Source organism: Rhodococcus sp. 008 (assembly GCF_001682295.1).
In the GTDB taxonomy this organism is placed as follows: Bacteria; Actinomycetota; Actinomycetes; order Mycobacteriales; family Mycobacteriaceae; genus Rhodococcus_F; species Rhodococcus_F qingshengii.
Map to the genome: position 1 here is coordinate 2,448,351 of NZ_CP012749.1, position 13,207 is coordinate 2,461,557.

The following is a 13,207-nucleotide window of genomic DNA, read 5'->3' on the forward strand; positions in this document are numbered from 1 at the left end:
GCCGGTGGCCCTCAGACGCCGCCGCCGGCGGGCGTCGGCGCCATTGCGTCGGCAGCGGCCGGGGTGTTCATCTCGCGTGCGACAAATGTTTCGAGGTGGAACAGGTTGTCGCCGGCGCGGTCGACGATGGTGAGAAGTGTTGTCATGCTTGCCACTTCCTCGACCTGTTCCTTGAGGAACCACTGCATGAACTGCTCGCCCAGGTAGTCGCCGGTATCGCGCGCGGTGCGTGCCAGCTGCGTGATCTGCTCCGTGACCGTCTTCTCCTGCTCGAGTGCCAACTCGACCGGAGCCCGGACACTGTCGAACTTCGTCACGACGTCGTCGATGCCCGGAACGTCCACGTCGAGGTCGTTGTCGAGCAGGTACTGGATCATCATCATCGCGTGACCGCGTTCCTCGGTGGCCTGGCTGTAGAAGCGCGCGGCCATCTGCGGAAGATCGTGTGCATCGAAGTACACCGCTACCGCGATGTACTGCTGCGATGCAGTGAACTCGTTACGGATCTGCTGACGCAGCAGAGTGGTGAATTCGCTCGAGTTCTTCGCCTGTGTCATCCCAACAGGTTACTGGGTCGTCGCCGCTGAGAGGGAGCTACTTCTTGTCGAGCTGATCGATGACGAAGCCCACAGTTTCCGGTCGGTACCCGTAGACGAACGAGTCCTTTTCGCCGACGTACCAATCGCCGCACTGAAAAGAACTGCCCTTCTCGACCCCCGTCGGCCACCACTGTGCGGACAACGATGCGGGACGAGTTTCGACGGTGGGTCGTGCGATGCAGCTGTTGTGATCTATCTCCGCGATGTTCGCAGTCATTCGCAGGATGCGTTCGTTGCCGGTGGTGCGGATGACCTCGTCGATACCCGTTGCGCCGGCGGGAACCCAACTCGGCAGTGTGTCGATTCCGTTGGATGCTTGTGCAAAAGAGAAGGTTTCGGTTTTCTTGTACGCCTTGGAGTCGTCGAACTTCTCGAAGGTTCCGGAGCAGGACGTCACGAGTGCAGCAGCTCCGACGGCGGCGGCAACGACGGCGAGAGTGCGGAATCGGCGGTGTGTTGTGTTCATACCTTCACGGTATTTTTCGGCCGCCGATTCCGCGTCCTGCCGGAAAGCGATTTGTTCGCCGGGCTTGTCCTCCCGCGGTACTACCGGAACTCAGGGCGATTACCCCGTGGTGATCAGATCCTGTGGAATCTGCTGATCGTTGGCCAGGGCGTCGAAGAACTGCGAAGCGCGCGCCTTGTCCCACAACAACACGTTGCCCGAACCGTCCACGTCCTCGAAACCGGCGACCGGAACCGTCGTGGTGGTCATCCCGCCGCGAAGCGCCCAGGCGAGTGAGGCCAGATTCCAGATGTGATCGCCTTCGTCGACCTGTAGAGATTTGGCGGTATCGGAGACGAGTGGCCACAACCGGAACGGATTGAGGAACGTGGTCGGACTCGTCGCCTTCGACAGCAACGCCGACATGAACTGGCGCTGGTTGTTCATGCGGTCGAGGTCGGCGAGCGCCGTCGCGCGAGTTCGCACGAACCCGAGTGCATCCGAACCCTTCAAGTCCTGGCATCCGGCGGGGAGGTTGATCCCGGCCAGCGGATCGTCGATCGGCTGTGCCAGGCACACGTTGACGCCACCGACGGCGTCGACGATGCCGGCGAACCCGCTGAATCCGATCTCGGCGTAGTGGTCGATGCGAAGCCCCGTTGCCTCTTCGACGGTCTGCACCAGCAATGGAGCGCCACCGAAGGCGAAGGCGGCGTTGATCTTGTCCGACCCGTAGCCGGGAATCGGAACGTACGAATCGCGAGGGATGCTGACCATGGTCGTCTTCCCACTTTTGGGGACGTGGACCAAGATGACCGTGTCAGTGCGCTTGGGGCCGGTGTCACCGCCCGTCGCAAGGGCTTGCTCCTGCTCGGGGGTGAGCCCCTCACGACTGTCGGAGCCGACGATCAGCCAGTTCGTGCCCGGAGTATCGGCGACGCGTCCCGCGTAGTCGGGCAGCGCGTCGATTCGATTGAGCGAACTGTCGACGTAGTAGATCGCGCCGGCCAGCGCGAGCAGCAAGACCAACAACGTGATGCCGATACGTTTACCCCAGCTACGACGCTTGCGGGGGCGTCGCTGCTTCGGAGGTTCTGGAGGGCGCGGCGGGGCGTTCGGCGGGGTACGGCGCGGCGGTGCGGGCGCGTACTTCGCCTGGCGCTGCGGATCCTGACGCGGCGGACCCTGCCTGCGCGGGTCGTCCTGAAACGGTTGCGGGCGCTGGGTCGGCGCCCAGTCCTCACGCCTGGGCTGCTGCGGCGCTTGTGGTGGGACCTGTGACCAGGCCTGATTGGCCGGATTCTGCTGCTGCGGGCGTCCGTCGCGGCGAATGACCGTCGGCCCTTCCGGCGGCATCGGTGGACGCCGCTGCGGGGGTGGGCCCTGACGGGGTGGATTCTGGCGTGGAGGGTTCTGCCTCGGAGGCATCGGTCCACGCGGAGGTGGCCCTGGCGGCTGGCGCCGCGGAGGGCGCTGAGGATATTCGGAGTCGCCGGTCACCAGTTCACGGTACCGGTCACGGCAGCCAGGAGACGTGATCGCGCAGGAGGGCGTAACCGATGAACGCCACCATGTCGATGAGAGCGTGGGCGATGACCAGCGGCCAGAGTTTCCCGGTGCGCTGCCAGTACCGGCCGAACACGAGCCCCATGATCACGTTTCCGACGCCGCCACCGAACCCCTGATAGAGGTGGTAACTGCCGCGCAGGAGTGACGACGCGAGCAGTGATTTGTTCTCGCTCCAACCCAGCGTTCGGAGGCGAGTGATCAGGTAGGCGACGACCAGCACCTCTTCGGCACCGGAGTTCGCGATCGCGGACAGTACGAGGATCGGCACCCGCCACCAGTGATCGTCGAGCGCACTGGCCTGGACGGTGAGGTTGATGCTCAGTGCCTGAGCCACGAGATAGAACAGCAGACCGGGGAGACCGATCACAGCGGCGAGGCCGAATCCCGGTGCTATGTCGCGCCCGAATCGAGGCTTGGGGGTCAGTCCCGCAGCACGTGGACCGACCCCCGAACGCCACAGTAGATAGAGTCCCAGCGCTGCCCACGCGAGAAGCTTTGCGACGCCCAGCAATTGGCGCGCCAGGTCGATCCAGTCGATGGCGGCCCGCGACGGGTTGAGTGCAACCGTCTGATCCGAGAGCGCAACCGGCGTCGCCAAGGATTCGGCGAGCGAGAGGATCCCGGACAATCCGCTGAGTCCGAAGGTGACCAGCAGGACGATCGTGATCTCGATCCAGACTCCGCGTCTGGCGGCCGGATCGAGGGCCGGGCCGGCCGGGACGGGAGTCGGCGGCCGTAACCAGGTGCGGACGGTTTCGCGGGCATTCACCCGCGCAACGCTAGCCGTTTGATGCGCCGCCCGATCGGAGGCCGTTGAGGAAAGGGCACCCGACCAGCATGCGGATGGCGCGGCTCAGCGCGGGAGCGTCGTCGACGGGGTTGGCGAACGGCATCCACACGTCGCGGTCACCGGTGTGATCCTCGACCCGCAGGCGAAGTCCGTAGCGGTCGATGCCGAGTGGGCGAACGCGTCCGGTGCGCATGTACGGGGGAAGCTTGCGCACGAGCAGGTCCACGAGGTCGCGGTGGTCTTCGTCGAGATGCTGCAGCCATGCGGTCTCCATTTCCCAGAAGGGATCGGGGCTGGCGTTCATCAGTTCGTCCACGGCGACGGGTTCTGCCCCCGTTGAATCAGCGACTACAGCCGAGGCCAGGCTCAAGCGAAGGAGGACCGAGGTGTGGCCGATGTCGAGGAGCCCCGGGTATGGATGTTCGGATGCGACGTCGTCGGCGAGAACGCGTGCCTCGTAGTCGGGCACGGCGTGCAACGAGCCGCGAAGCCACACGAGGGAGCGTACGGGCTCACGCAGCCGCAGTGGTGCGTGATCGGTGATCTCGAGGACGGCAGGCAGGCCGCCGCCGCCGGAGTTCCAGGCCAGGGCCGCAGCTGCGGAGGCATGTGGGACTGCAACGACGACGTCACCGTTCGAACGCAGGTGATGCACCGACGTGACGGTGGGATCGCTGCCTTCGATGGCGAGAACTGCGTCTTGTGCGCGCACGCAGGCGCTGCGGACGCGTTCGGCGGTGGACGGGCCGGTGCTGGTCTTCGTTGCCATGCTGCCCCCTTGGCGGGTGTTCTCTCGAACTCCATCGGATGATGAGGTAACCCTAACCTAAGGCGCTTCGGTGTGAATCGCAAGACTTTTGCGCAACTCGCGTGGAATCCGCCGCCTGCGCCGGGGTTACGGTTTGTCTGTGGCCATTCCTCTCTCACTCGGGCTGCCCGCCCCGAGAAACTCGCGCGGACTCCTCGAAGCACTCTTTCTCCCGGTTGTTCCGGCGTCGGTTCTGATCGGTGGCGAAGCAGCAGGCCGGGTTGTCGTCCGTCTCGATATCGATCCGGAAGAACTGCGTGCGGACACGGAAGCGTCGTACGAGGCCGTCCGATTCGACGTCGACGTCACCACCGACCAGATCGACGACGCGATCGCGCTGCGCCTGCCCGCTCCGCTCGCTGTGTATGTCGACGGCGGCGAAGAGGATCTGACACCCGCCGAAGCGGCGCTGCGTCTGTGCGAAGGTGGCCGGATCCCCGGACTCGCCGCCGGTCTTACGCCCACCGAAGTGGCTGATTTCCTGGCGGTACTCGCGCACGAGTCCGTCGGTTTCGTAGCCCGCGCGGCCGACGGCGACGAGGTGATCGCCCTGCTGTGTGGCACCGTCGCTGCACTGCGCGGCGACGACGTGCGCGCCGCGATGGTCGATCCGAGGCCGGAAAAACTTGCCGCGCTGATCCCCGAAGCCGCGTCGGCCATGCGTGAGGTGCTGCTCACGATCGAGGTCGCGGATCTGCCTGCAGTGGAAACGGCTTTGCGTGCCGCGGGTTTGCAGTGACCGGCGTGGGTCGGTGCGTAATCTTTTAGGCGTGCCAAGAATCGCGTATTTCGGTCCGTCGGGAACCTTCACGGAGATAGCTCTCGCCCAGTTGGAGGCTGAGGGCGCGTTCGGCGAAACCGTCGAGCGAGTACCGGCCGGCAGTCCACCGGCGACTCTCGACATGGTTCGCGACGGTTCCGTGGACGGAGCCGTGGTTCCCTTCGAGAACTCGGTGGAAGGCGGCGTAGCTCCGACGCTCGATTCACTCGCTCTCGGTTCTCCGCTGCAGATCGTCGCCGAAACCGATCTGGACGTGAGTTTCTCCATCCTGGTTCGGGCCGGGACCACCGCCGATCAGGTCCGAACGATCGGCGCGTACCCGCATGCGGGCGCGCAGGTCCGCGGATGGATCGCCGAGAACCTGCCCCAGGCCGAGGTGGTGTTGGCGTCGTCCAACGCCGGTGCGGCCCTGGATGTGCAGGCCGGAACCGTCGACGCCGGTGTGTCCACGGCTTTGGCAGGTCAGATGCTCGGACTCGACAGCCTGGCGGACAACGTCGCCGATGTAGGCGGCGCCCGCACACGTTTCGTGTTGGTCACCAAGCCGGCCCCGGTTCCGGCGCGGACCGGTGCCGATCGCACCGCGCTGGTGCTTCATCTCGACAACGCTCCCGGCTCCCTGGTGCGTGCACTCTCCGAATTCGCCGCTCGCGGTATCGACCTGACTCGGATCGAATCACGGCCGATGCGAACGGAATTGGGCACGTACCGGTTCTTCGTGGACTGCGTCGGACACGTCGAGGACTCGCTGGTGGCCGAGGCGATGCGTGCGCTGCATCGTAAATCCGGAGTCCGCTTCCTGGGGTCGTGGGCGACAGCGAATTCGACCGGGCCACAACCTCCTTCGGACGAAGAAGCGATTCGGTGGATCGACGAACTCAAGCATGGAGGGGGAGAACGATGACCGGAAGGCTCATCCTCGTTCGGCACGGTCAGACGGAGGCGAATGTCGCCAAACGTCTCGACACCGCACTACCCGGAGCAAAGCTCACGCCGGAAGGGTTGGCGCAGGCCGAGACGTTGGGCATCGGCCTGGCTTCGGCGCCTCCGCTGGCACTCGTATCGTCGTTGGCTTTGCGTGCCCGGCAGACCGCAGGTTTCGTGGAGCAGGCCGCCGGTGTCACTCTGGATGTGCGGGACGGATTGCACGAGGTGCAGGCCGGTGACCTCGAAGATCGTACCGACGAGGCCGCGCACCGACTGTTCATGGAGACGTTCCATCACTGGCACACCGGCAACCTCGGCGCTCGCATCCCCGGTGGTGAAACGGGATACGACGTCCTGGAGCGGTACGTCCCCGTCGTCAATTCGTTGCGCGAAGAATTTCTCGAAGGCTCACGAGACGGCGGCGACATCGTCGTGGTCAGTCATGGTGCGGCGATCCGTCTTGTCGCAGCCCAGCTTGCCGGTGTCCCCGGTCTGTTCGCAGCCAACAACCACTTGGCCAACACCGAGACCGTCGAACTGTTGCCTTCGGTCGACGGCGGTTGGGAGTGCCTGCGCTGGGGAACCGTCAACCCGCCGTTCGAGCATCGACTCATCCCCGGTGCCGACGACGTGATGGGCTGACGGTCGGCTTCACCACCAACCGGTCTGGACGCTCAGTTGGCGCCCGAGTTCAGCGGACAGCGTGCTCACGTAGCTGGCTGTCAGGTGGTGGGAATCGTGATACACCAACACATTTCCCTCCACGACGCGGCACAACTCCGGTCCGCAGACGCCGTCGCTGAGGTCGAGTAGACGGACGTTGGTCAGATCGCCGATCGCCGACGGCGCCGGATTGACGTCGCTGAGCATTTCGGACCGTGGCATCGCGCAGTGATCGGGTGACGTGGTTGTCGCCAGACAGTCGATCGCGCGGTAGGCGACGCCGTCGTGGTGCAGCCACGGGGTATCGCGGATGGCGAGTACGTCGATACCGTCGCGCCCCAGTTCCTCCCACACGTGTACGTAAGACTCGGGCGTCACGTCGCCAGGGCCGTCGGAACTCGGCCTGGTTGCCGTCGTGAACACGAAATCGGGTGAGGCGTCGGCCAACTCGGTCAGCACTCCACGCGACCAGTCGACGCAATCCGGATAGTCGTTGTCCGACAACGTCTGCATGGAGTCGATGGTGAGCGGGCAGCCCATCTTCAGATACGTGTCGACGCGGAACCCGTGACTCTTGCCGAGTTCGTCGAGCGCAGTGAGCCAGTGCTCGGAGTGCGAACCACCTGCGAGGGCGATGGTTCTGTCGGCGTCGGCGTCGCCGTAGGTGCAGTGGACGACGTCCCGCTCGAGAAAATCGGCGATACAGCCGTCGAGCGTACTGGCCGGAAGGTCCAGTGGCGCATCGAAGATCGAGGGAACCATCGACGCCTTGGGTACTTCGGCACCGTCGGTGAGCGCGAGTGCGCCGGGATGGGTCAAGAGGTCGAGGGTGTCGACTGCCCGCTGGCCCGTCGTCTGGCTGCTCGCGTACGACTGCCAGGCGACCGAAGCGGCGAGGACCACGGCAGCGGTGACGACGCATGCCAGGACGGTGTACCGGCGCGAGCGGCCTCCACGTTCCACCGGAACCTCGATCAGGCGCCGGAGTGCAAGCGCCCCCGCGACGGAGAGGGCGATGATCAGTGCCCCACCGAGCAGGCCGGCTTCGGGGCGTCCGGTGATCACGAGTGCAAACACCAGAATCGGCCAGTGAATCAGGTACAGCGCGAATGCGAACGAGCCGAGCCACGTCAGTGCCGGATGGGCGAGCGTCTTCGACGTCCAAGGCGTGTCGTCGCCGACTCCGGACAGGATCAGCGCAAGAGTGGCCAGCACCGGCACCAGCGCCCACGGGCCGGGGAACTGCTGGGCGCCGTCGAGCACTATGCCGCACAACAGGATCGACGAAAGCCCCGCCCAGCCGATCGTTGCTCTGACCGAGAACGGCAGGGATGCGATCTGCCGACTGCGTGTGCTGGTCATCAGAACGGCCAGCAGACCACCGAGGGCCAATTCCCACAACCTGGCGCCGGAGTCGTAGTACGCCCAGGCTTGGTGACGCGAAGATTTGGCGAGTGCGTAGAGGAAAGATCCTGCGGTCAGAACCAGAAGGGTGACCGCGAGTGACGGGCGGAAATAGTTGGGATTCACGCGTGAAGCGACATAAGCGATCACGGAGACCAGTGCGATGGCCAGGAGATAGAACTGACCTTGTACGGCCATCGACCACAGGTGCTGCAGGGGAGTGACCGAGCCGTCGGCGGCCAGGTAGTCGCTTGCGGTGCTGGCGAGCTGCCAGTTCTGGAAGAACCCGAGCACCGCGATCAGTTGATCGCCCAGATCGGCCCAGCGTGTGCGTGGCAGCAGCAACGCGGTCCCCAGTGCGGTCAAAATGCTGACCACCGCGATCAGGGGGAACAGCCGCAGAAACACCCGCCGCAGTGCCGGGACCGGGTTGAGTGAACCCCCGGCTTCGGCGCGTCGAACCAGTGAGCCGACGAAGAAGTATCCGGACAGAACCAGGAAGACGTCCACCCCGCCCGATACCCGTCCGAACCACACGTGGAACACGACCACCAAACCGATGGCGAGGCCACGCAGTCCGTTCAGGTCTTGTCGGTGCGGTGTTGTTGCCCGTTCTTCGTTCGGCCGGTCGATCGTGGCGACCGAGCCTTGTTCGCCCGGTGACGACGGTTGACGCGAGAACTGCATGCTGAAGTAAGGCTCCGGGCGTTGAAGGGACGCCCCGAGGTTACCCGGAAGTCTCCGGCGCCGATTCCTCGAGTTCGGTTACCAGCGCGTTCACGGCTTGTCGGAGGCGATGGGATGTTCCGGAACTGATGGACGTCCATTCGGTGCCGTCGGCGGCCCGAGTGGTCGAACCGACCAGCCGACCCGACAAGGTGTCGTACACAGTCACTGCGCCGGTCATGAGCGTCGTCGCTCCCAAACTGTGTGGTATTCCGACCAATTCGGCGAAGGCGGTGCATGTGACGATTGCGCTACCCAGTTGGCGCGCGTCGTCTTCGGGTATCCCGGCGTTGATCAAGGCCGAGGTTACGCTGCCTGCATCCGGGCCGGCGCCGAATGCCAGGCTGAGCATCTCGGTCGGTGCGTTGATCACGGCAATCGGCATTGCTTCGGCGCTGCCGAGCGCGGTGACAACGGGTGCAGTCGCTTCGGCGGTGACGCTGCGCAATGCGAACGAAGAATCAGTTGAAGTCGCTTCGACACAAAGGAATTCGCCCTGCGCGACGCAGAGGCGTGAAATGCTTCCGCCGACATGCCGACGCAGCGCCAACTCCCACTTGGGGTGGGTCAGGACGCGCAGGCGGGCACTGAGTTCGTGATGGATCTCCCCGCCGGGGAGGAGATCGCGCTCGGAGAGTGAATCTGCCGCGGACTGCATCGCCGTACGGTGAGCGCTCGCACTGCCGTGAACCGTCGCGCCACCGAGAACCACGGGAAGCGCATCGAGTCCGAGTCGCTCACGTACATAGTCGATTTCGTCCTGTGACAGGGCGACGACAGGTAAATTCCACCCCTCAGGTGAGGTGCCGAGGTCCACCATCAATGCTCTGCAGTTTCGAGTGCGCCACCGATCACGGACGGGATGACTGTTCGGCCGTCGGCGAAGTGCTCGAAGTGCTTCAGGTAATCGGGTGTGTCGTGCTCGGTCTCGTCTTCAGATTGGGCCGCATGACGGCCGCCGGCGATCGGCGCAGATCCGCCTGCGGTTCGGGCCGGATCCACCTTGACGGTATCCGCGGTGCCCTGAACCGGCGAGGTCACGGGGTTCTGGCGCGTGGCGCTCTGGCCGGTGGAGGGATCAGGAAGAGCGTGCCGACCGGTGCTGCTGCTCGACGACGAGCCCGCGATTGCTCCGGCTCCGGTAGTCGCGGATGCTGCGCTGACCTGTGCCGGTGCCCGGCTTGCCGACGGGGTGCCGAACAGTGATGGTGTGGAAGCGCCGAGTCTTGCGCCGCCGAGTCCCGCGCCGCCCAGTCCGGTGAGTCCTGCTCCTGCCGTCGCGAGAGCTGATGCGGCAGTGGTGGCGCCTGTGACTGCGGTGGTGGTGGCGCTGGCTGCGGTGGCAACTCCACCGGAGATGGCACCGGCCTGTGAGGCAGCGGCGGCAAATACCGGGTTGGAAACTACGGATGCGACAGCAGCGGTGGCGGCGCGCACGGGATCCGCGATTGCGTCAGCGAGCGTGGATGCCGCTTGCACGACGGACTGTCGTGCGGCGCTGCCTGGGCTTTCGGCCGAAGCGGATGCCCCAGCTGTGGGTTCCGCGATGGACGGTGGTGAGTCGAAGTTCTGCTGCACGGCCAGATGGGCCGTTGCGGCGTCGTACGTTTCCATTGTCACCGCCGCTCGAATTTTGAGAGCTTCTTCGGCAGCCTCGGCTGCAGCGGCTCCGCCTACCAGCGCCCCGCCGATGGAATACGCGGCGACCTTGGCCGCTTGAACTGCTGCAATCTCGGCCAGGGACGGCATGGCGAGGGTGGCAACCGTGTACGAACCGGACTGCACCTGGGCCTTACCTGCAGTTTCTCCCGCGAGCAACGCGGCAGCAGCAGCCCATTCCTGAAACGGCGCGAACTTGCTCAATGCGGCATCCGCTGCTTCTCCGGACCACCCGGTGCGAAGGTCCGCCATCACGCGAGAGATTGATGCAGCGGTGTCGGTCAGTCCGGACGACACGGTGGACCAGGCCCCGGCCGCCACGCCGAGAGGGACCGGCCCGGCTCCGGCGACCAGTGCTGCGGAGTTGGGTGCTGCGCCCCGTGGATACCAGATGACGCCGGTGATGCCGACCATTGTTCTTCCCCCCAGGAAGTGTGACTGTGTTGCCGAGTTACCGAGCTCGATTTCTGTCGATCAGATCGGTGCGGCTGCCAGGCTGGACTTGGTGAGCTGGTCTTCGAGCTCGTAGGCAGCTGCATTCTTGCGCAGAGCTGCCGCAGCCGCGGTGAGCTCCTCGATTGCCCGATCGGTGGACGAGGCAAGGCTGCCCGAGATGGTGTTGAAGTAATTTGCCGCGCTACCGGACACTTCTTCGGATCCCGCTGGGAGAACGCGTAGCGTCGGCTGCGCAGTAGAGACGATTCCGCGCAATCGCGTCGCCGCAGACTCGAGTTCCATTGCGGCGGCAACTAGGGCTTGAGGGTCGACGTGCATAGTGCCGAACTCCTTCCTGACCAGGGCGGATAAGTGGTCGGGAGGCCGTGCGCACAGCCGTCGATATCCCCCCGCACATACTTTGATGCCTACCGCCCGCTTTTGGTTCCCCCCGAAATCGGACGACTTTGCCCTCAGCCCCAGCCGAGTTCGTGCAATCTGTCTTCTTCGATGCCGAAGTAGTGCGCGATCTCGTGGATGACGGTCACGGCAACCTCGTGAACAACCTCGTCCTCGGATGCGCAGATGTCGAGTATCGAATCGCGGAAAATAGTGACCGTGTCCGGCAGGTACCCACCGTAATGAGAATCCCGCTCGGTCAGAGCGACGCCCTGATACAAACCGAGCAGCCCCGGCTCTTCCTCGTCACGTGCTTCGACAAGCACCACGACATTGTCGATTGCCTTGGCAAGTTCGGGCGGAATCAGATCGAGCGCCTCGCCGACCAGTTCCTCGAACCGGTCGGGCGTCATAGTTACCGTCATGGCTTACGACGGCGGAGCTGCGCCGGGCAACGGCGTCGGCAACGACCGACCTTCCGGTGCAGCGGGTGGCGGGACCGGAGCGGCGCCGTTGATCAGGATGTCGCCCTTGGCGCTTCCGGTGATCGCGGCAAACCCGCCGGTTTCGACCTCTTTGCCGATCGAACAATTGACTCGGCGGCTGCCGGCCAACCAGCTTTCCAGTGAAATGTTGTCCCAGAACAGTGTCAGCGTCTTGTCGCGAAGCGCGTCTGCGGAACCAAGGTACTCGTTGGACGCCTGAGTGCAGACGCCCTCGAGATAGCGGTCCTGATCTTCGACCGACGGCATTGCGCCCGGGAATTGAGTGCCGAGGTCTATCACCGAAATAACCTCGTATGCATGCGGTTTCGCGCAATCGACCGGATCGGTGGGGAGGTTCTGGTTGATGCCGATGCACGTGCCGACGTCCCACACGTTCGACTGGTCCTGGTCCGCCACGCGGCCAACGAACGGTTGTAGCTCGCCGGTCGTGGTCGAGAACTGCAACCCGCAACGCAGTGCGCGCTCGCCCGAAGCCCAACCCGATTCACTCGGGAACATCAAGCCGACGCTGAACTTGCCCTTGGGATCGAATTTCGAATCGAGGTAGGACATGACGATGGGTGTGCAGTGCTCGTCGCGTAGTTCGGCGAATCGAAGGGCGCCCGGGTACCGGGAACCGGGGCCGAACTCGGCGCCCGGGAACACCGAGAGGTCGAGTGGTCCGGCTACCTCGAAGCGGTGTTCAGTTCCGCACTGAACCTTCGACATGTCCGTGCGGTCTCCGCCCGACTCGGTCGCAGGCGTCCAGTTGAGACAGTCGCCGGCCGCAGCCGCGGTGAAGGCGTCGTCGCGAGTCGATCCCGTCGCTGCGGGACCACCGCCACTGACACTGACCGAGGACGAGTCGTCCTTGTTCAATCCACCGGAAATCGCGATCGTTGCGATCGCGGCGACCACCGCACCTACCGCCACAGCAGCCAGGACCCGACGGGTGCGACTCGCGGAGACAGTTTTCTTCGCCGGCGTCCCCTGGGGATCGGCCGGATCTGGCGACTTCTCGATCTTGTCTTCGGACATCGATTCCATCATGCCTGTTGCCGTGGCGATATCGAACCTTCACTACAAAACTCACAATCGCGTCTGTGAGTATTTTGTAGTCATGAGCGAAAACACCCCACTCGATCCCGAGGCTGTCGAGCTGGCGGGCCGGCTCTTCGACATGGCACGAACCGGTGATGCAGCCGGGCTGGCGTCGTACGTCGATGCCGGAGTTCCCGTCAATCTGACCAACGAGAGTGGCGACACGCTCGTCATGTTGGCGGCGTACCACGGTCACGCTGACGCCGTCGTTGCCCTGATCGAGCGCGGCGCCGACGTCAACCGGCCCAACGACAAGAACCAGACGCCCCTTGCCGGAGCGGTCTTCAAGGGTGAGGATGCGGTGGTGAAAGCGCTGGTGAGCGGGGGAGCCGACCCGAAAGGTGGACACCCGACTGCCGTCGACGCGGCTCGGATGTTCGGACGCGAGGACTACCTGAGTCTGCTCGAATCGTGAT

15 protein-coding genes are annotated in these 13,207 nt (G+C 64.6%); 4 read left to right on the forward strand and 11 right to left on the reverse strand.

The genetic code is table 11. The features are described from left to right. Window positions 1–11: 11 nt before the first annotated feature. The 5 genes from AOT96_RS11490 to AOT96_RS11510 all read right to left on the reverse strand — a co-directional run bounded on the left by AOT96_RS11490 (window position 12) and on the right by AOT96_RS11510 (window position 4,172). Window positions 12–557 carry a ferritin gene (locus AOT96_RS11490; RefSeq protein WP_003944176.1) on the reverse strand — a complete coding sequence of 182 codons (546 nt, stop codon included), beginning with the start codon at window positions 555–557 and terminating at the stop codon, window positions 12–14. A 37-nt stretch (window positions 558–594) separates the two neighbouring features. Continuing rightward, a complete protein-coding gene (locus AOT96_RS11495; protein ID WP_042453189.1) occupies window positions 595–1,065 on the reverse strand; it encodes a hypothetical protein in 471 nt (156 codons plus the stop codon). A gap of 99 nt (window positions 1,066–1,164) precedes the next feature. Continuing rightward, complete coding sequence (locus AOT96_RS11500) at window positions 1,165–2,400, reverse strand: LCP family protein (RefSeq protein ID WP_007736010.1); 1,236 nt, start codon at window positions 2,398–2,400, stop codon at window positions 1,165–1,167. Between the two features lie 160 nt (window positions 2,401–2,560). Next, complete coding sequence (locus AOT96_RS11505; RefSeq protein WP_058038062.1) at window positions 2,561–3,382, reverse strand: CPBP family intramembrane glutamic endopeptidase; 822 nt, start codon at window positions 3,380–3,382, stop codon at window positions 2,561–2,563. Window positions 3,383–3,392: 10 nt separating this feature from the next. Next, window positions 3,393–4,172 carry a DUF2470 domain-containing protein gene (locus AOT96_RS11510; RefSeq protein WP_058038061.1) on the reverse strand — a complete coding sequence of 260 codons (780 nt, stop codon included), beginning with the start codon at window positions 4,170–4,172 and terminating at the stop codon, window positions 3,393–3,395. Window positions 4,173–4,311: 139 nt separating this feature from the next. On the opposite strand from AOT96_RS11510, the gene AOT96_RS11515 reads away from it, so the two are divergent. From AOT96_RS11515 to AOT96_RS11525, 3 genes are read left to right on the forward strand one after another with little or no spacing between them, the layout of a single operon-like run. Next, the gene (locus AOT96_RS11515) at window positions 4,312–4,950 is read left to right on the forward strand and encodes a hypothetical protein (RefSeq protein WP_065351766.1); all 639 of its coding nucleotides are present in this window, start codon (window positions 4,312–4,314) and stop codon (window positions 4,948–4,950) included. A 31-nt stretch (window positions 4,951–4,981) separates the two neighbouring features. Beyond that, complete coding sequence (gene pheA, locus AOT96_RS11520; RefSeq protein WP_003945402.1) at window positions 4,982–5,896, forward strand: prephenate dehydratase; 915 nt, start codon at window positions 4,982–4,984, stop codon at window positions 5,894–5,896. Further along, a complete protein-coding gene (locus AOT96_RS11525; protein WP_058038060.1) occupies window positions 5,893–6,561 on the forward strand; it encodes a histidine phosphatase family protein in 669 nt (222 codons plus the stop codon). Before pheA ends, AOT96_RS11525 begins: the two co-directional genes overlap by 4 nt. 9 nt (window positions 6,562–6,570) lie before the next feature. On the opposite strand, the gene AOT96_RS11530 is transcribed toward AOT96_RS11525, so the two are convergent. The 6 genes from AOT96_RS11530 to AOT96_RS11555 form a co-directional block, all read right to left on the reverse strand. Next, window positions 6,571–8,673 (reverse strand): acyltransferase family protein, encoded by a 2,103-nt coding sequence (locus AOT96_RS11530; protein WP_065351767.1) that lies wholly within the window; start codon window positions 8,671–8,673, stop codon window positions 6,571–6,573. A gap of 40 nt (window positions 8,674–8,713) precedes the next feature. After that, window positions 8,714–9,532, reverse strand: coding sequence for an ESX secretion-associated protein EspG (locus AOT96_RS11535; protein ID WP_065351768.1), 819 nt, complete (start codon window positions 9,530–9,532; stop codon window positions 8,714–8,716). After that, on the reverse strand, window positions 9,532–10,785 hold the full coding sequence (locus AOT96_RS11540) for a PPE domain-containing protein (protein WP_030535831.1): 1,254 nt from the start codon (window positions 10,783–10,785) through the stop codon (window positions 9,532–9,534). The genes AOT96_RS11535 and AOT96_RS11540 overlap by 1 nt, the downstream gene beginning before the upstream one ends. A gap of 60 nt (window positions 10,786–10,845) precedes the next feature. After that, window positions 10,846–11,145, reverse strand: coding sequence for a PE family protein (locus tag AOT96_RS11545; RefSeq protein WP_003945399.1), 300 nt, complete (start codon window positions 11,143–11,145; stop codon window positions 10,846–10,848). A 134-nt stretch (window positions 11,146–11,279) separates the two neighbouring features. After that, complete coding sequence (locus tag AOT96_RS11550) at window positions 11,280–11,630, reverse strand: metallopeptidase family protein (RefSeq protein ID WP_007736028.1); 351 nt, start codon at window positions 11,628–11,630, stop codon at window positions 11,280–11,282. A 3-nt stretch (window positions 11,631–11,633) separates the two neighbouring features. Continuing rightward, window positions 11,634–12,740: a septum formation family protein gene (locus AOT96_RS11555; RefSeq protein WP_003945397.1), complete on the reverse strand. Its 1,107-nt coding sequence runs from the start codon at window positions 12,738–12,740 to the stop codon at window positions 11,634–11,636. Window positions 12,741–12,810: 70 nt separating this feature from the next. On the opposite strand from AOT96_RS11555, the gene AOT96_RS11560 reads away from it, so the two are divergent. Next, entirely contained in the window at window positions 12,811–13,206 is a 396-nt protein-coding gene (locus tag AOT96_RS11560; protein ID WP_003945404.1) for an ankyrin repeat domain-containing protein, read from the forward strand. The last annotated feature ends 1 nt before the right edge of the window (window position 13,207 follow it).